The 16986-nt window shown below is 61.4% G+C and carries 17 protein-coding genes; 7 read left to right on the forward strand and 10 right to left on the reverse strand.

Annotated features, from left to right (window positions below):
- Positions 1-17: 17 nt before the first annotated feature.
- Positions 18-389: a hypothetical protein gene (locus AC07OJ_RS18615; RefSeq protein ID WP_065900187.1), complete on the forward strand. Its 372-nt coding sequence runs from the start codon at positions 18-20 to the stop codon at positions 387-389.
- Positions 390-542: 153 nt separating this feature from the next.
- Complete coding sequence (locus AC07OJ_RS18620) at positions 543-1175, forward strand: TetR family transcriptional regulator (protein WP_065900186.1); 633 nt, start codon at positions 543-545, stop codon at positions 1173-1175.
- Positions 1176-1180: 5 nt separating this feature from the next.
- Here AC07OJ_RS18620 and AC07OJ_RS18625 read toward each other — a convergent pair whose 3' ends face one another.
- Positions 1181-1678, reverse strand: coding sequence for a C40 family peptidase (locus tag AC07OJ_RS18625; protein WP_495095090.1), 498 nt, complete (start codon positions 1676-1678; stop codon positions 1181-1183).
- Positions 1679-1954: 276 nt separating this feature from the next.
- Between AC07OJ_RS18625 and ureE the strand changes: the two genes are divergently transcribed.
- The 5 genes from ureE (at position 1955) to AC07OJ_RS18650 (ending at position 5644) form a co-directional block, all read left to right on the forward strand.
- Entirely contained in the window at positions 1955-2455 is a 501-nt protein-coding gene (ureE, locus tag AC07OJ_RS18630; protein WP_065900182.1) for an urease accessory protein UreE, read from the forward strand.
- Positions 2452-3126: an urease accessory protein UreF gene (locus AC07OJ_RS18635; RefSeq protein WP_282398002.1), complete on the forward strand. Its 675-nt coding sequence runs from the start codon at positions 2452-2454 to the stop codon at positions 3124-3126. The genes ureE and AC07OJ_RS18635 overlap by 4 nt, the downstream gene beginning before the upstream one ends.
- A 23-nt stretch (positions 3127-3149) precedes the next feature.
- Positions 3150-3764 carry an urease accessory protein UreG gene (gene ureG / locus AC07OJ_RS18640; protein ID WP_065900180.1) on the forward strand — a complete coding sequence of 205 codons (615 nt, stop codon included), beginning with the start codon at positions 3150-3152 and terminating at the stop codon, positions 3762-3764.
- Positions 3765-3786: 22 nt separating this feature from the next.
- Entirely contained in the window at positions 3787-4359 is a 573-nt protein-coding gene (locus tag AC07OJ_RS18645; RefSeq protein ID WP_106805307.1) for a HupE/UreJ family protein, read from the forward strand.
- Positions 4360-4534: 175 nt separating this feature from the next.
- Entirely contained in the window at positions 4535-5644 is a 1110-nt protein-coding gene (locus tag AC07OJ_RS18650) for an AGE family epimerase/isomerase (protein ID WP_495094965.1), read from the forward strand.
- A gap of 120 nt (positions 5645-5764) precedes the next feature.
- Here AC07OJ_RS18650 and AC07OJ_RS18655 read toward each other — a convergent pair whose 3' ends face one another.
- From AC07OJ_RS18655 to amaB, 9 genes are all read right to left on the reverse strand, one after another.
- Positions 5765-6670: a cation diffusion facilitator family transporter gene (locus AC07OJ_RS18655; protein WP_065900175.1), complete on the reverse strand. Its 906-nt coding sequence runs from the start codon at positions 6668-6670 to the stop codon at positions 5765-5767.
- Positions 6671-6843: 173 nt separating this feature from the next.
- Positions 6844-7608 (reverse strand): SDR family oxidoreductase, encoded by a 765-nt coding sequence (locus AC07OJ_RS18660; RefSeq protein WP_065900173.1) that lies wholly within the window; start codon positions 7606-7608, stop codon positions 6844-6846.
- Positions 7609-8430: 822 nt separating this feature from the next.
- On the reverse strand, positions 8431-9147 hold the full coding sequence (locus AC07OJ_RS18665) for an ABC transporter ATP-binding protein (protein WP_065900171.1): 717 nt from the start codon (positions 9145-9147) through the stop codon (positions 8431-8433).
- Positions 9144-10019 (reverse strand): ABC transporter ATP-binding protein, encoded by an 876-nt coding sequence (locus tag AC07OJ_RS18670; RefSeq protein WP_065900169.1) that lies wholly within the window; start codon positions 10017-10019, stop codon positions 9144-9146. Before AC07OJ_RS18670 ends, AC07OJ_RS18665 begins: the two co-directional genes overlap by 4 nt.
- The gene (livM, locus tag AC07OJ_RS18675; protein WP_065900168.1) at positions 10016-11293 is read right to left on the reverse strand and encodes a high-affinity branched-chain amino acid ABC transporter permease LivM; all 1278 of its coding nucleotides are present in this window, start codon (positions 11291-11293) and stop codon (positions 10016-10018) included. The genes AC07OJ_RS18670 and livM overlap by 4 nt, the downstream gene beginning before the upstream one ends.
- A gap of 2 nt (positions 11294-11295) precedes the next feature.
- Positions 11296-12210 (reverse strand): ABC transporter permease subunit, encoded by a 915-nt coding sequence (locus tag AC07OJ_RS18680; protein WP_003236186.1) that lies wholly within the window; start codon positions 12208-12210, stop codon positions 11296-11298.
- A gap of 208 nt (positions 12211-12418) precedes the next feature.
- Entirely contained in the window at positions 12419-13555 is a 1137-nt protein-coding gene (locus AC07OJ_RS18685) for a branched-chain amino acid ABC transporter substrate-binding protein (RefSeq protein ID WP_065900167.1), read from the reverse strand.
- A gap of 374 nt (positions 13556-13929) precedes the next feature.
- The gene (gene amaA, locus AC07OJ_RS18690) at positions 13930-15213 is read right to left on the reverse strand and encodes an L-pipecolate oxidase (RefSeq protein ID WP_495094966.1); all 1284 of its coding nucleotides are present in this window, start codon (positions 15211-15213) and stop codon (positions 13930-13932) included.
- 168 nt (positions 15214-15381) lie between these two features.
- Positions 15382-16872, reverse strand: a complete 1491-nt coding sequence (amaB, locus tag AC07OJ_RS18695; RefSeq protein ID WP_065900163.1) for an L-piperidine-6-carboxylate dehydrogenase — start codon at positions 16870-16872, stop codon at positions 15382-15384.
- Positions 16873-16986: the final 114 nt, after the last annotated feature.

Consider the following 16986-nt stretch of genomic DNA (forward strand, 5'->3'; position numbering starts at 1 on the left):
CCAAGGAGCAACCCATCATGAAACGCCAAGTACTCGCTACCGTCCTGCTGTCTGTCCTTGCTTCCAGTGCCTTTGCCCTGCCAGCAGCCGAACAGGCAACCCCACAGAACAAAGCCCAAGCCGTTCAATCCAGCCAGACCCTGGCTCGCAGCGGTTCGCAAGAAGAAGAGAATCGTGACTACGCCAAAGGCGGCGTGGCTGAAAACGGTTCGGAACAGGCCAACAAACGCGCCTACACCGAAGGTGTTGCTGAAGGTGGCCGTGATCGCCTGGAACAGAAAGGCCTGGTCGAAGGTGGTTCTGAACAAGCCAACAAACGCGCTTACACTGAAGGCGTTGCCGAAGGCGGCTCGGACCGTCTGCAAGAACTGCATCAAGCACAGAGCTAACCCCGTGGTGGCCCTGAAAAAAGCCCGATCAGCCGATCGGGCTTTTGACTTTTCATAGCACCTGTCACCCCGCCTGCCCCGTCAAGTTCGACGCCAGCGAAGCTGTTTTGCTAGAGTGCAGCGCTGTACTTGTCGACAAAAGCCCGCCCGCCAATGCTGCCCCGCGCCGAACAGAAGCAACAGACCCGCCTCGCCCTGATGGATGCAGCCCGCCATCTGATGGAGTGTGGCCGTGGGTTTGGCAGCCTGAGCCTGCGTGAAGTGGCGAAGACGGCCGGCATCGTGCCGACCGGTTTCTACCGTCATTTTGCCGACATGGACCAGCTCGGACTGGTATTGGTCAGTGAAGTGGGCCAGACCTTTCGCGCCACGATTCGCCTGGTGCGCCACAATGAATTCGTGATGGGCGGCATTATTGATGCCTCCGTGCGGATCTTTCTCGATGTAGTCTCGGCCAACCGTTCGCAATTCCTGTTCCTGGCCCGCGAGCAATACGGCGGCTGCCTCGCCGTGCGCCAGGCCATCGGCGCCTTGCGCGAAGACATCACCCGCGACCTGGCGGCCGACCTGACGCTGATGCCCAAGCTGCAACACCTAGATGCCGAAGGCCTGCACGTGATGGCCGACCTGATCGTCAAAAGTGTGTTCGCCACCCTCCCCGACATCATCGACCCGCCCGCCCAGGCGCTGCCTGCCCACCTCACGCCCCAGGCGAAAATCACCCAGCAATTGCGCTTTATCTTTATCGGCCTGAAGCATTGGCAGGGCCTGGGCAGCACCGAATAAGCGCCTTACCCCGCCGGGTGAAAACGCTTCGCGGTGGTGTAGTGCTTGTTCCAGTACGAATTGCTCAGCGAATCGATACGCACGTTTTTGCCGGCGCGCGGCGAATGAATGAACTTGCCGTCACCGATGTACAACCCCACATGGCTGACCTGGCCGCGCCCATTACCTTTGAAAAATACCGCGTCGCCAGGCTTGAGTGCATGGCGCTTGATGGTCGCCGCCGTTGATCGATGCATTGCCAGCGTGGTGCGCGGAATCTGGATATTGGCTTCGGTCTTGAACAGGTACACCAGGAAGCTGCTGCAATCGAAGCCCTGCTCCGCCGAGGCACCGCCCCATTTGTAAGGTGTGCCGAGCAATTGGTGGGCACGGTCAACCACATCCTCAATGGACGCTTCTTTAAAAGACGCCGTGAACATAGGCCGCGGCTGTAGATTGGCCGACGCAGACGAAATGGCGAAAGACAGACTGACAATCACTAAACAAAAAAATGACTTGAACATGATGAACGTCGCAATGGGATAAACACGGCGCACAGCCTAAAGAAACAGTGCGTAACGTTTTGAACGCCGAATCCGCATCACTTGTAGGAATAGTCCTAAAACGCCCATGACAGGTGCGCTCTACTGCCACGCGCACCACTTTGGTTCACCGCTGGAAACTTCCTACGCCCTCTTTAGTAGCACTACTACACTGCCTACAAGCAATTCCTACCCTTCACCGGGGTTGGCAAGCCCCTTGCTCTAGCACTCTCATCGCTCATTGCTGGAAGCTTCCTGATGCTGGTGATCCACCGCCGAATCGCCCCCCAAGCCCTCTGGGCCGCCGAGTTGCTGCTGAATTTCGAAGCACGCAGCAAAAGCCGCCTGCGCTGTTTCAGTGCCGACGGTGAAGACGTCGGCCTGTTCCTGGAGCGTGGCCAGCCGCCGCTGCACGATGGCGAATGCCTGCAGGCCGAAGACGGACGCGTCGTACGCGTCGTTGCACGACCTGAACAACTGCTTCACGTCACCTGCAGCAGCGCCTTCGAACTGACCCGCGCCGCCTATCACCTGGGCAACCGGCATGTGGCGTTGCAAGTGGGGGACGGTTGGTTGCGCCTGCTCGATGACTACGTGCTCAAGGCCATGCTGGAGCAACTGGGCGCCCACACCGAGACCATCGAGGCACCCTTCCAACCGGAACACGGTGCCTACGGCGGCGGCCACCATCATTCGCGGCATGGCGATGAAGATTTCAACTACCCGCCCAAGTTGCACCAGTTCGGCGTGCGTCCATGAACCCAGCCTGGGCGCTGCTGCGTCTGGCCAGTCCGCAATTGCCGATTGGTGGCTACAGCTATTCCCAGGGCCTGGAAATGGCCGTGGAGAACGGTCGCGTCAACGACGCGGCCAGTGCGCGGCGCTGGATCAGCGACCAACTGCTGCTCAACCTGGCACGCTTTGAAGCGCCCCTCTTGCTCGCCCATTGCCGCGCCGCTGCCGAACTCGATTGGCCGCGCCTGACCCAATTGTGCGAAGAGCACCGCGCCAGCCGTGAAACCCGCGAGCTGTATCAGGAGAGCCGGCAGATGGGCTACTCCTTGCAGCAACTGCTCAATGGCCTGCCGGAACTCGACCAGGCCGCCGAGGATTTCCTCGCCCGCCAGCCAGAGCCGCACCTGGCCCTGGGCTGGGCGCTGGCGGCGCGGGCCTGGACTATCAGCCCTGACGATGCCCTCGCCGCCTGGCTCTGGAGCTGGCTGGAAAACCAACTGGCCGTATTGATGAAAACCCTGCCGCTGGGCCAGCAGGCCGCGCAGCGCTTGACCAGCGAACTGCTGCCGCTGCTGCAACAGGCCCAGCAGGACGCCAGCCATATCGCCCCCAACCATTTCGGCAGCGCCGCCTTCGGCCTGTCCCTGGCGTGCATGGCCCATGAGCGCCAGTACAGCCGACTGTTCCGTTCCTGAGGCCTTTTACTGTGGAGAAGCACATGAACACACAACCCCTGCGCGTCGGTATCGGCGGCCCGGTGGGCTCCGGCAAAACGGCCCTGACCCTGGCCCTGTGCCTCGCGCTGCGCGACCGCTACAACCTGGCCGTCGTCACCAACGACATCTACACCCGCGAAGACGCCGATTTCCTGGTGCGCAACCAGGCGCTGGCGCCGGAGCGCATCATCGGCGTGGAAACCGGTGGCTGCCCGCACACGGCGATCCGTGAAGACGCCTCGATCAACCTGGAAGCGGTGGACCAGCTCAACCGCCGCTTCCCCGGCCTGGACCTGATCCTCGTGGAGTCCGGTGGCGACAACCTCTCGGCCACCTTCAGCCCGGAACTGTCGGACCTGACCATCTACGTGATCGATGTGTCCGCCGGCGACAAGCTGCCGCGCAAAGGCGGGCCTGGCATTTGCAAATCCGACCTGCTGGTGATCAACAAGATCGACCTCGCGCCGATGGTCGGCGCCTCGCTGGAGCTGATGAACAGCGACACCCAGCGCATGCGCAACGGTAAACCCTTTGTGTTCAGCAACCAGAAAACCGGCGTCGGCCTGGCCGACATCGTCGCCTTCATCGAACGCCAGGGCCTGCTGACCGCCGCCTGATCAACCCACAAGGAACCTGTCCATGAGCCTCAACAAACTCCTCGCAGCTGCCGCCCTGCTGCTCGCCCCTGCCCTGGCCTTCGCTCACCCGGGCCACGGCGACAACGGCCTGGTGGCCGGTATCAGCCATCCCCTCAGCGGCATCGACCACTTGCTGGCGATGGTTGCGGTCGGCCTGTGGGCGGCCCAACAAAAAGGCGCCGCGCGCTGGGCCCTGCCGTGCACCTTTGTCGGCACCATGCTGATCGGCGGCGTGCTGGGCTTTGAAGGGCTGGAACTGCCGGCCCTGGAAAGCGGGATTGCCGCTTCGGTATTGGCCCTGGGCCTGGCGGTGGCGCTGGCGGTGCGTCCGCCGCTGTTCGTGGCCGTGGCTGCCACGGCGTTGTTTGCGCTGTTCCACGGCGTGGCCCATGGCCTGGAGTTGCCGGACATGTCAAGCCCTTGGGCCTATGCCGCAGGCTTTGTCGGCGCAACGGCGGTGTTGCACGCGGCCGGGTATGCGGTAGTGCGCTTCCTGCCGGCAGCGGCGGCGCCGTTGGTGCGGATTGCCGGCGCGGCTTCGGCGGCGACTGGGGTGTGGTTGTTGGCGGGCTGAGTGTTGTCGCGCCGATAAGGGCGACATCGCAGGCAAGCCAGCCGCCCACATTTGACCGGTTTCACACACCCAAATGTGGGAGCGGGCTTGCCCGCGATAGCGCCAGCGCAAACACCATAGATCCCAAGCCTGCTACCATGCGCGGCAAACACCCCTGCCGTGACGACGCCAGCCAATGCCCAGCGCTTCCCACCCCTCCTTGAACACCGTGCTCACGCACTTCCACAGCCTGATCGTGCCGCTCTGGCAAGGCCCTGGCTGGAACGCCGAGTTGGCATTGCCCTATGAGGCGCTGGACGCCGATCACCGCCCCTTGCCCCCGCAACGCTACCGCGCCATGGCCTGCGCCCGGCAGTTGTACCTGTTTGCCAGCCTGATCGGCGAGCCCGGCGCGGCCTTCGCCGAAGAGCGCGCAGCGGCGCTGTTCCGTTCCCTGCAACGGCATTTCCACGACGCCGAGCACGGCGGCTGGTTCTACAGCATCGACCCCGCCGGCCAGCCGCTGGACAAGCGCAAAGACCTCTACACCCACGCGTTCATCATCTTTGCCTGTGCGCACTACTGGGCCAAGGTGCGTGAGCCACTGGTGGAGTCGGTGCTCGACGCAGCCCTGGAAGTGGTCGCCAGTCGGTTCGCCAGCGGCGACGGCCTCTACGAAGCCGTGCTGGAGCGCAACTGGTCATCCCTCAAGTCCGGCCCACTGCAAAACCCGCTGATGCACCTTGCCGAAGGTTTCCTCGCCACGCTGGCCGTGCGTGAAGACCCGATCACGCAAGACGCTCTGCTGGACTTGGCCAACGCGATGCAGAAGCGCTTTATTGCCCCCGAGCACGGCGTGATGCTGGAAAAACCGCTGGGCGCTGTGGATAACTGGTTTGAGCCCGGCCACCAGTTCGAATGGTTCTTTTTGCTGGAGTCATCGCCAGTGCTGCGCGGCACGCCGCTGCATGCGTCGTTGACGCGCGCATTTGCCTACGCCGAACAGCAGGGTGTGGATAACAGCAGTGGCGCGGTCAGCGGCATGCTGGCCCTGGACGGTAGCGTGCGTGATGGCACCCAGCGTATCTGGGCACAGGCCGAATACCTGCGGGCACTGACCTTGCGGCCGAACAGTGAAGCCGTGCTGCAGCGTCAATTGCAGGCGCTGCAGCAAAGATTCCTGCATGCCAAAGGCTGGAACGAATGCCTGGATGCCCATGGCGAGGTCAGCCGGCGGGATATGCCGTCTACCACGCCTTATCATTTGGCGACCTGCTATCAGGGGTTGGTCCAGCATTTGGGCTGACCTCATGGGCCCTTTCGCGAGCAAGCCCGCTCCCACATTTAACCGCATTCCAAAGGCAGGACGCGGTTAATTGTGGGAGCGGGCTTGCTCGCGAAAGCCTCACCTCGGTCTACCTGACTATCACGCAATCCACTTGCGATCCCCGGTAAAACTGATCGTCAGCCAACGCGCCGCATCCGGCTTGCCCAGCCCTGTGGATATCTCTTCACGCAGCGCATCCAGCGTGGCGACGTTGTCCACCGGGTAATCCGCCGGCAATACCACATGAATCTCGATAAACCGTGCGCGTCCGTGCTTTTGCACGTAGGACACGTAGTCGTCGAAACCATGCCGGGCCTGGGCCGCGTCCATCACTTCACGCACTTTGTCATCCAGATGATCCGGCGCAATGCCCAGCACCTCGCGCAATGCCGGGCGCAAAATCTTCAGCGCCGGCGCCAGCATGCTCAGGGCCAGCAGGATCAGGATCAACGGGTCGACATACACCGCCCATTCGCCATAGCCCTGGGACTTGAGCAGCAGCGCAGCCAGGAAACTGATCAGCAAACCCACCGACAGCATCGCGTCCACCAGCCAACTGATGTTGTCGAACTGGATCAGTGACGATTTAAGCGTACGGTTGCGGTAGCGCACGTAGAAGAAATAAGCGAACTCGACAACGGTAAACACCGCTGCGTAAATGATCACCAGGCCCAACTCGATCTCGCGCCCGCCATTGATGATGCCGAACACACCGTTGAGAAACGCGTAGATGGCGATCAGCAAGAGGAAACTGCCTTCGATCAGCAGCACCATGGGTTCCAGGTGCCAATAGCCGAACTGGAAGCGTTCGTTGCTTTTCTTGGCGATCAGCTTGGCCGTGATCAGCATCAACACCTTGATGGCGGTGGCGATCAGCGAGAAAAAGCCGTCGAATAGAATGGATTGGGCGCCAGATACCACACCCGTGACAATCCCGGCGATCGCCACGGCGAACATCAGGATGGTCGATTGTTTGAGCAGCGCCTGCTCACCTCGGTTACTCACATTTCCTCCTGTCAAAACCTATAAACCGCACACTGCGGAGGGGTTTTCAGGGGTGGAGTGTACCTTATGTCGTGTTTTGGCCGATTTGCCGTCATCGTCGGCAAGCCGGCTCCTACAGATGACCACCTGCAGGAACCGGTTTGCCGGCGATGCCGACGACTCGAACCAATGCCTTACTTGGCGCCTCGCTCGATAGCAAACCCAGCCCAGGTCTGGCTCACCGGCATCAACTCCAGGCGGTTGATGTTGACGTGCGCAGGCGTGTTCAGCACCCAGAAGATGGTGTCGGCAATGTCCTGCGGCTGGATCGGCTCGGCACCGGCGTAGGTGGCGTCATAGCGCGCCTGGTCGCCGCCGAAGCGCACCAGCGAGAACTCGCTTTCGCACAGGCCTGGCTCGATGTTGGTCACACGCACGCCGGTACCTTGCAGGTCGCAACGCAGGTTCAGCGAGAACTGCTTCACGAACGCCTTGGAGCCGCCATACACGTGGCTGCCCGGGTACGGGTAGCTGCCGGCGATGGAGCCCAGGTTGATGATCCCGGCGCCACGGCCATGGGCGATCAGGCGCGGCAGCAGCAGGCTGGTGGTGGTCAGCAGGCCCTTGATGTTGGTGTCGACCATGGTTTCCCAATCGTCGAGGCTGCACTTGGGTGCAGGATCGGTGCCCACGGCCAGGCCGGCGTTGTTGATCAGTCCACGCAGGGTGGCGAACGACGCTGGCAGATTGGCGATCGCGTCTTCCATGCCTTTGCGGTCACGGACGTCCACCACCAGGCCATGCACTTCGGTCTGCTTGGAAAGCTCTTCGACCAACGCATTCAAACGGTCGGCACGACGACCGGTGAGCACCAGTTTCCAGCCGGCTTCGGCAAAACGACGGGCACAGGCCTCGCCAAAACCTGAGGTTGCGCCAGTAATAAACAGCGTGTTGGACATGGTGTTCTCCTTGCGGTGATCGGGGAAAAAGTTGCCAGCAGAATGCCCGTACGCCGCGGTGGCGGCAACCGCTATGCACTCACCTTCATGTACAGCTGATCATTTTTTGACCATTACGAGCAACGCCATATAAACCGTGGCCTGCAGCCATATGCGCGCAGGTTATCCACAACTGCGCCCACAGTCTTTGGGGGCAAGTACAAAACACCCGAAGCCGCTGTGTACAAGGCCTGCAGGCGGTTTTAGAAAGTTTTTTGCTTGACCTTGGCCGGGGCGTATGTAGGCCCATGACCCCGCAGAAAATCCAGACGATGGCTCCAGGCCAGTCATTCCGGCCTCTGCGGCAGTCTTTCCAGAGTTTAGTCACAGACTTATCCACAGGCCGGAGGGACATATTTCGGTCATATACCTGTGTCTTTAAACAGGTTGACAAAGGCCTCGTCCAGTCCGCAAAAAGCCGCTGGTCAAAAAACAACCGCCATGCTGCAAGCCACGTAAATAAAGGCCTGCAGCGAGCTACACCCACGTTACCCACAGCCGGTTCCACAGCGGATGGGGACAAGTCAAAACTGTGACAAAACAGGGATTTGCGGCGGCTATATGTCGCGCTTTCAGAGGAGGCCAGATTTGTTTTCCACAATTTGGCGGGGAGCCTGTGGACACCCCAAAAACAAATGTGGGAACCGGCTTTATGTGGGAGCCGGGCTTGCCCGCGATAGCTTCACCTCGGTTTGCCTGACAGACCGAGGTGTTCGCATCGCAGGCAAGCCAGCTCCCACATAAAGCCGGTTCCCACATGGGTTATTGCATCAAGCTTTCAGATCAGTGCCCACCCAGGTAGGCGTTGCGCACCTCTTCATTCACCAGCAATTCCTTACCGGTGCCAGTCAGTCGAATCTCGCCGTTGACCATCACATACGCACGGTCCGAGAGGCGCAACGCATGGTTGGCGTTCTGCTCCACCAGGAAGATGGTCATCCCGGTGGAAGCCAGCTCGCGCAGCGTGGCGAAGATCTGCTTCACCACGATCGGCGCCAGGCCCAGGCTCGGTTCGTCCAGCAGCAACAGCTTGGGCCGGCTCATCAGCGCGCGGGCGATGGCGAGCATTTGCTGCTCACCACCGGACATGGTCATCGCGCGCTGGTTGCGCCGCTCCTTGAGCCGTGGGAACAGCTCGAACATGCGCTGCATGTCCTCCGTGGCAAACTTGTCGCCAATCGGGATGGTGCCCATCAGCAGGTTTTCCTCGACGGTCATGTCGGGGAACACCCGCCGCCCTTCCGGCGACTGCGCAATGCCGTTGGAAGCGATGTAGTGGGACGACTTGTGGGTGATGTCGACGCCGTTGTAGATGATCTGCCCCGACTCGGCCCGAGGCTGGCCGAAGATCGACATCAGCAGCGTGGATTTACCCGCGCCGTTGGAACCGATCAGGCTGACGGTTTCGCCTTCATTGATGTGCAGCGAGACTTTTTTCAGGGCCTGGATCGGGCCGTAGAACACGTCCAGGTCCTTCATTTCGAGGATAGGTGTACTCATACCAGCTCCTCTTCGTCTGCGCCCAGGTAGGCGGCAATCACTTTCGGGTCGTTGCGGATCGCATCCGGCCCACCCTCGGCAATCACGTTGCCGTGGTCCAGCACCACGATGTGGTCGGAAATACTCATCACCATGCCCATGTCGTGTTCGATCAGCACCACCGTGAGGTCGTGTTCGTCGCGCAGCAGGCGAATCATCGCGCTGAGGGCTTCGGTTTCCTGCGGGTTGAGGCCCGCTGCCGGTTCGTCCAGGCAGATGATCTGCGGCCGGGTGCACATGGCCCGGGCGATTTCCAGGCGGCGCTGCTGGCCGTAGGAAAGCTCGCCAGCCAGTCGGTTGGCGCAATCCACCAGGTCGACCACCTCGAGCCAGTAGAAGGCATGGTCGAGCGCATCGCTCTCGGCCTTGCGATAGCCCTTGGTGTTGAGGATGCCCGCGAGCATGTTGCGGTTGACCCACATGTGCTGGGCGACCAGCAGGTTTTCCAGCACCGACATTTCCTTGAACAGGCGAATGTTCTGGAAGGTACGGGCCAGGCCGGCACGGTTGACCAAGTGGGTACCGCCGAACATCTTGTAGAACACCCGGCTGAAGAAGCTTTTCGGCGACACGAAGTCGACCGCCTTGAAACGCTCACCCAGCAACTGGATCACGTTGGTCTGCTTGCCGCGAATGTTCAGTTCGATCTTGCCGCCGCTGGCTTTGTAGAAGCCGGTGAGGCAGTTGAACACGGTGGTCTTGCCCGCGCCGTTAGGGCCGATCAGGGCGAAGATCGAGTTGCGTTCGACCTTGAGGCTCACGTCGCTCAAGGCCTTGATGCCACCGAAGTGCATCATCAGGTGTTCCACGGAGAGGACGACTTCCTTGCTCATGGCGCTACCCCCTTGCGTGGCGTCACACCGGTGCGGCTGATCCGGATCAGGCCGCGCGGTCGCCAGATCATCATCACCACCATCAGCACGCCAAACAGCAGCACGCGGTATTCGCTGAAGCTGCGCAGCAGTTCAGGCGCGACTGTCAAGACGAACGCCGCAATCACCACGCCGACCGTCGAGCCCATGCCGCCCAACACCACGATGGCGAGGATCAGCGCCGACTCGAAGAAGGTGAACGATGACGGGTTGACGAAGCCCTGGTAACTGGCAAAGAACACCCCGGCCAGACCGGCGGTGGATGCGCCGATGGTGAACGCCGAGAGCTTGACCAGCACGTGGTTCAGGCCCATGGAGCGGCAGGCGATCTCATCTTCGCGCAAGGCTTCCCAGGCGCGGCCGACCGGCATGCGGGTCAGGCGATGCTTGATGTACAGCACGGCCAGCACCACCAGGAACAGCACGATGTAGATGAACAGGAATTTGATATTGGGGTTGTAGTCGATGCCGAAGAATTCGTGGAATGGAATCCCACCGTCCTTCGCCTTGCGCCCGAACTCCAGGCCCAGGAAGGTCGGCGACGGCACCGGCATACCGTTCGGGCCACCGGTGAACGACAGCCAGTTGTTGAGCACCAGGCGGATGATTTCACCGAAGCCCAGGGTCACGATGGCGAGATAATCGCCGTGCATTCGCAACACCGGGAATCCGAGTATGCACCCCGCCAGCGCCGCGCAGATGGCCGCCAGCGGCAGCACCGTCCAGAAACCCAGGCCGAGGTATTGATAACCCAGCGCCAGGCCGTAGGCGCCGATGGCGTAGAACGCCACGTAACCGAGGTCGAGCAGGCCGGCCAGGCCGACCACGATGTTCAGGCCCAGGCCGAGCAACACGTAGATCAGGCCGAGGATCACCACGGTCAGCAGGTACTTGTTGGCGAAGATCGGGAACACGATGGCGATCACGATCAGCACCGGGATGATCCAGCGCAACCGCGACTTGTAGTCCGGTGGCAGCACGTGCACGCCGGAGCCACTGCTTTCGAAGCCCTGCAGGATCTTCAGGCCCTTGGGGGTCTGCAGGAACAGGCTCATGGCAAAGCGGCCGACCATCACGATGGCGACCAGCAGGGCCACGCGGGCCGGTTCCAGGTTGAAGCTGTAGCCGTCGAGGACCACGCCGACGATCGGACCGAACACGATCAACGAAATCAGCCCGGCAAGGACCGTATCGACCACACTTTTCTTGATATCGATGGGTTTGGCAGCAGACATGTTTACACCTTCGCCACGAGTGGGCGACCAAGCAGGCCCTGGGGACGGAAAATCAGAATCACCACCAGCAGGGAGAAACTGAACACGTCTTTGTAGTCAGAGTTGATCAACCCCGAGAACAGCGACTCGGAAATACCCAGGATGATCCCGCCCAGCATCGCCCCAGGCAGGGAGCCGATGCCGCCGAGTACCGCTGCGGTAAACGCCTTGATGCCGATGATAAAGCCGGCATAGAAGTCGAACGTGCCGTAGTTGAGGGTGATCAGCACACCGGCCAGGGCCGCCATGGCGGCACCGATGACAAACACATAGGAGATAACGCGGTCGGTGTTGATGCCCAGGATCGAGGCCATCTTGCGGTCTTGCTGGGTGGCGCGGCACATGCGGCCGAGCTTGGTGTACTTGATGATGTAGGTGAGCAGCGCCATGCCGGCAAACGCCGCCACGAGGATGAAGACCTTGGTGTACGTGAGCTGGACGAACCCGCTGCCGATGTCGACACGCCAGGCCCCGGCCAGCAGCGTTGGAATACCTTGTTGCTTGGCACCCTGGGCGATCTGCGCGTAGTTCTGCAGGATCAGGGAGATCCCGATGGCGCTGATCAGCGGAGCCAGTCGGGTGGAGTTGCGCAGCGGTTTGTAGGCGACACGCTCGATGACCCAACCGTACACGCCGGTGACGACCACGGTGAAGATCAAGGTGCCGAGAATGAGCAGCGGGAAGGATTCGATGCCGAAGTAAGCCAGCAGTGCCAGACTGATCGCCGCGAGGTAAGCGGAAATCATATAAACCTCGCCATGGGCGAAGTTGATCATGCCAATGATGCCATAGACCATTGTGTAGCCGATGGCGATCAGGCCATAGACCGACCCGAGGGTCAGGCCGTTGACCAGTTGCTGCAGGAAAATACCATCCATAACGCAATCTCACGCGGTGAGAGACTGCACACCCGCCAGTTGCCGGTGTGCGGCTCTTCTTGGAGGAAAAAACAGATATCCATCACAGCACCATTCCCTGTGGGAGCGGGCTTGCTCGCGAAGGCGGCGGGTCAGTCAACACATCGACTGCTGACAGATCGCTTTCGCGAGCAAGCCCGCTCCCACAGTGGATCTGTGGTGCCCAGCCTTACTTCTGTTTTTCCAGCTGATGGTATTTACCGTCTTTGTCCCACTGGTAAACCACGTAGTCGGAGACTTTCAGGTCACCCTTCGCGTCCCAGGCTTTTTCACCCATCACGGTTTTCACCGGGTGCGCCTTGAGCCACTTGGCGGCGTCTTCGCCCTTGTTGGACTTGGCGCCATTGAAGCCAGCGGCCAGGGCCTGGATCGAGGCGTAGGCGTACAGGGTGTAGCCTTCTGGCTCGGTGCCGTTTTTGCGGAACTCTTCAACCACAGCCTTGCTGTCCGGCAGCAGGCGCGGGTCGGCGCCGAAGGTCATGTAGACGCCATCCACGTACTGCTTGCCACCAGCGGTCGCGACCAGTTCGTCGGTGACCACGCCGTCATCGGACATGAACTTCACGTCCTTGAGGCCGGCTTCACGGATCTGGCGAACCAGAGGACCGGCTTCCGGGTGCAGGCCGCCGAAGTACACGACGTCAGCACCGGTGGAACGGATCTTGGTGACCAGGGCGCTGAAGTCTTTCTCGCCACGGGTCAGGCCTTCTTCAAGCACCGGCTTGACGCCGCGCTTGGTCAGCTGCGCCGCAGTGGCGTCGGCCAGGCCTTTGCCGTAGGTGTCCTTGTCGTTGATGACCGCGACTTTCTTGCCCTTGAGCACGTCGACGATGTAGTCGCCGGCAACGATGCCTTGCTGGTCGTCACGCCCGCACATACGGAACATGGCGCCCAGGCCGCGTTCGGTCACTTGTGGGTTGGTGGAGCCTGGGGTGATCGCGATGATGCCCGCCTCGTCATACACCTCGGACGCCGGGATGGTGTTGGACGAGCAGAAGTGCCCGACCACGCCGATGACTTTGTCCTGGTCTGCCAGGCGGTTGGCCACGGCTACGGCTTGCTTGGGTTCGCAGGCGTCGTCGCCGGCGACCAGCACGATTTTCTCGCCGTTGATGCCACCGGCCTTGTTGACCACATCGGCTGCCGCCTGGGCACCCTTCATGTACTGCTCACCGAAAGCGGCGTTGGCGCCCGTCATCGGCCCCGCCACGCCAATCTTCACATCAGCTTGAACAAACGTAGAAACACCCAGCGCCGCTGCAACGGCGAGGGCCAGAAAACCTTTCTTGTAAAACGTCTGGGACATGAGTGGTGCTCCGATATTTTTGATTTTTGGCACGACAACTTGCATTCAAACCTTTCACTGAAAGCCCAGAGCAAGGCGCGTGCCATTACGTTTTTATTCTTCAAAAAGACACGGTGTCATTGGGATTGCTGGCGTTTCGACTCCTTTTGCCAGGACGTGCAACCCTCTAGCGTCAAGAGGTGCAACCGGTGGATCGAAAAAGTACAACCTTGGCAGGTCGCACCTGCAACCAGACGGATAAACGACAGTTCCTGCACCTGTAACAACGTGCGTAACGGAACTGCACATTTACAGTGCGTGATTGCTACGACTTGCACCAATACAGATTAGTAGCCTGCTAAGAAAATGCAGGCTTCTGAGCAGTATTTCGCTGATCAGATCACGATCCTCAGGCATTGTCCGGCGTGATACAGCGAGAATCCGGCTTCATACAGGCAACTGCGCAGGCCCACTCCGGCCAGCGGTTGCATGGGCGCGAACGGAATCGGCAAGGCCTGGGGATTCTGGTGACACAGGTAATCGGCAAACGCCTTGCCGACCACACTGCCGGTGGTCACGCCGCGCCCGTTATATCCCGTTACTGCCACAAGGCCAGGGGCCGGTTCGAACAGGCGCATCAGGTGATCCGGGGTGAAGGCGATGCAGCCGGTCCAGGTGTACTCCCACTGCACCGATTTGAGGTACGGGAAGTAATGCTGCTGCACCCGATCGGCCCACGCCTTGAGGAACCAGGCCGGTTTCTGGTTCCCGTTGCCCAGGCTGCCGAGCAACAGGCGGCCATCGGCATCGCGGCGGATGCTGCTCAATACCTGGCGCGTGTCCCAGGAACCCTGGCCGCCGGGCAGGATTTGCTTGGCGGCGTCGTCGGTGAGGGGCGCCGAGGCCACTTGGTAGTAATAGCCGGGGAAAAAGTTGCGGCGCAGTTCGGTCCATTCGCCTTCGGTGTAGGCGTTGGATGCGATCACCACCTGTGCAGCCTGCACCGCACCGTTGGCGGTCTGCACCGACCAGTGCGCGCCTTGGCGCTCCAGTTGAGTGACGGGGGAATGGTCGAACAGTTGTCCGCCCAAACCCGCCGCCGCAGTGGCCAGGCCACTGGTGTAGGCCATCGGGTTGAGGGTGCCGGCGCGTCTATCCAGCAGGGCGGCGGCGATCTTCTGGGTGCCGGTGGCTTGCTCGCAGGCCTGGCCGGTGAGTAATTCGACCGGCGCCCCACGGCGCTTCCACTGCTCTTCGCGACTGCGCAGATCCGCCTCGCCCCGGGCGTTGTGCGCCATGTGCAAGGTGCCCTCGCGGCGCAATTGGCAATCGATGTTGTATTTGTCGATCAGGCTGAACACCAGCGACGGCGCGGCGCCCAACATGCGGTTGAGCTGGCTGCCCACCGCCTCGCCGAAACCGGCTTCGATCTCGTCCGGTGGAATCCACATGCCGGCATTCACCAGCCCGACGTTGCGCCCCGAACCGCCGTGGCCGGTGCGATGGGCCTCGAGCACGGCGACACTTTTGCCTTGTTCCAGCAAGTGAATGGCGGCCGACAAACCGGTGATCCCGGCGCCGATCACGCACACATCCACCTTGACCTCGCCCGTCAGCGCCGCACGCTCCGGCCGGCCGGGGGTGAGGTGTTCCCACAAACATGTTTCGCGCAATGCCATTGCCAGACTCCGATGAGACCTAACAAACCACTATTGTTGCTGTGCGAACCCGATCAAATGTGGGAGCTGGCTTGCCTGCGATGCAGGCACCTCGGTGCATCAGTTACGCCGGGGTGATGCTATCGCAGGCAAGCCAGCTCCCACATTGACCTCACTTCGAGCAGGTATTTAGTCGAAAGTAATGCCTTGGGCCAGCGGCAATTCCAGCGAGTAGTTCACGGTATTGGTCTGGCGACGCATATACCCGCGCCACGCATCCGAACCCGACTCACGGCCGCCGCCGGTCTCTTTCTCACCGCCAAACGCACCGCCGATTTCCGCACCACTCGGGCCGATGTTGACGTTGGCGATCCCGCAGTCGCTGCCCACCGCCGACATGAACTGCTCGGCTTCACGCACGTCGGTAGTGAAGATGCACGACGACAAGCCTTGCGGCACGGCGTTGTTCAGGCGCAGGGCTTCGGCGAAGTCGGTGTAGCCGATCACGTACAGAATCGGCGCGAAGGTTTCGGTGCACACCACGTCGCTTTGCTCGGGCATTTCCACAATCGCCGGCGACACGTAGTAGGCGTTGGGGAAGGTGTCTTCCAGCTGGCGCTTGCCGCCGAATACCTTGCCGCCTTCGCTCAGGGCTTGCTCCAGGGCGTCCTGCATGTTGTCGAAGCCGTGCTTGTCGATCAGCGGACCGATCAGGTTGCCTTCCAGCGGGTGGCCGATGCGCACCTTGGAATAGGCGGCCTTGAGACGGGTGACGATTTCTGCCTTGACCGACTCGTGGGCGATCAGGCGGCGCAGTGTGGTGCAACGCTGGCCGGCGGTGCCCACCGCACTGAACAGGATGGCGCGCACGGCCATGTCCAGGTCGGCGCTCGGGCCGAGGATCATCGCGTTGTTGCCGCCCAGTTCGAGGATGCTGCGCGCGAAACGCGCGGCGACTTTCGGGGCGACTTCCCGGCCCATGCGCGTGCTGCCGGTGGCGCTGATCAGGGCCACGCGCGGGTCGTCCACCAGCGCGGCGCCCGCATCGCGGCCACCGATGATGACTTGGCTGAGGTATTGCGGGGCGTCAGTGAATTTTTTCAGCACGCGCTCGAACAGCGCCTGGCAGGCCAGGGCGGTGAGCGGGGTCTTTTCCGAAGGTTTCCAGATCACCGCGTTACCGCACACCAGCGCCAGGGTGGTGTTCCACGCCCACACCGCCACCGGGAAGTTGAAGGCGCTGATCACGCCGACCACGCCCAGCGGGTGCCAGGTTTCACGCATGTGATGGCCGGGGCGCTCGGAGGCGATGGTCAAGCCATACAGCTGGCGGGACAGGCCGACGGCGAAGTCGCAGATGTCGATCATTTCCTGCACTTCGCCCAGGCCTTCCTGGGTGATCTTGCCGGCTTCCCACGAGACGAGTTCGCCAAGGTCGGCCTTGTATTCGCGCAGCACATCACCGAACTGGCGCACCAGCTCACCACGACGCGGTGCCGGCACTTTGCGCCAGGCCTCGAATGCATGCTCGGCGCGACTGACCTGCTGCTCCACCTCGGCGGCGCCCTCCCAGTGCACACTGCCGATACGGCTGCCATCAATCGGCGAATGCACGGGTTGTTTACCCGCCTGGTACAGCGCCGGGTTTACCCCGAGACGATCAAGCAATGCAGCAACCATGGGTCACTCCTTCAATCTGCAGACAGAAAAATTGCGCCGCGGCCCACACGGCGATCCTGGGCTTATTTGTAGCTGGCCCAAGACTTGCCAACAAACGACGATTAGGCGAGATAT

The sequence above is a fragment of the Pseudomonas sp. GW821-FHT09C08 genome (assembly GCF_059418125.1).

Bases quoted from the DNA above. Each gene is read 5' to 3' on its own strand.
- AC07OJ_RS18615 (WP_065900187.1), top strand. From the start codon at position 18: ATGAAACGCCAAGTACTCGCTACCGTCCTGCTGTCTGTCCTTGCTTCC.
- AC07OJ_RS18620 (WP_065900186.1), top strand. From the start codon at position 543: ATGCTGCCCCGCGCCGAACAGAAGCAACAGACCCGCCTCGCCCTGATG.
- AC07OJ_RS18625 (WP_495095090.1), bottom strand. From the start codon at position 1,678: ATGTTCAAGTCATTTTTTTGTTTAGTGATTGTCAGTCTGTCTTTCGCC.
- ureE (WP_065900182.1), top strand. From the start codon at position 1,955: ATGCTGGTGATCCACCGCCGAATCGCCCCCCAAGCCCTCTGGGCCGCC.
- AC07OJ_RS18635 (WP_282398002.1), top strand. From the start codon at position 2,452: ATGAACCCAGCCTGGGCGCTGCTGCGTCTGGCCAGTCCGCAATTGCCG.
- ureG (WP_065900180.1), top strand. From the start codon at position 3,150: ATGAACACACAACCCCTGCGCGTCGGTATCGGCGGCCCGGTGGGCTCC.
- AC07OJ_RS18645 (WP_106805307.1), top strand. From the start codon at position 3,787: ATGAGCCTCAACAAACTCCTCGCAGCTGCCGCCCTGCTGCTCGCCCCT.
- AC07OJ_RS18650 (WP_495094965.1), top strand. From the start codon at position 4,535: ATGCCCAGCGCTTCCCACCCCTCCTTGAACACCGTGCTCACGCACTTC.
- AC07OJ_RS18660 (WP_065900173.1), bottom strand. From the start codon at position 7,608: ATGTCCAACACGCTGTTTATTACTGGCGCAACCTCAGGTTTTGGCGAG.
- AC07OJ_RS18665 (WP_065900171.1), bottom strand. From the start codon at position 9,147: ATGAGTACACCTATCCTCGAAATGAAGGACCTGGACGTGTTCTACGGC.
- AC07OJ_RS18670 (WP_065900169.1), bottom strand. From the start codon at position 10,019: ATGAGCAAGGAAGTCGTCCTCTCCGTGGAACACCTGATGATGCACTTC.
- livM (WP_065900168.1), bottom strand. From the start codon at position 11,293: ATGTCTGCTGCCAAACCCATCGATATCAAGAAAAGTGTGGTCGATACG.
- AC07OJ_RS18680 (WP_003236186.1), bottom strand. From the start codon at position 12,210: ATGGATGGTATTTTCCTGCAGCAACTGGTCAACGGCCTGACCCTCGGG.
- AC07OJ_RS18685 (WP_065900167.1), bottom strand. From the start codon at position 13,555: ATGTCCCAGACGTTTTACAAGAAAGGTTTTCTGGCCCTCGCCGTTGCA.
- amaA (WP_495094966.1), bottom strand. From the start codon at position 15,213: ATGGCATTGCGCGAAACATGTTTGTGGGAACACCTCACCCCCGGCCGG.
- amaB (WP_065900163.1), bottom strand. From the start codon at position 16,872: ATGGTTGCTGCATTGCTTGATCGTCTCGGGGTAAACCCGGCGCTGTAC.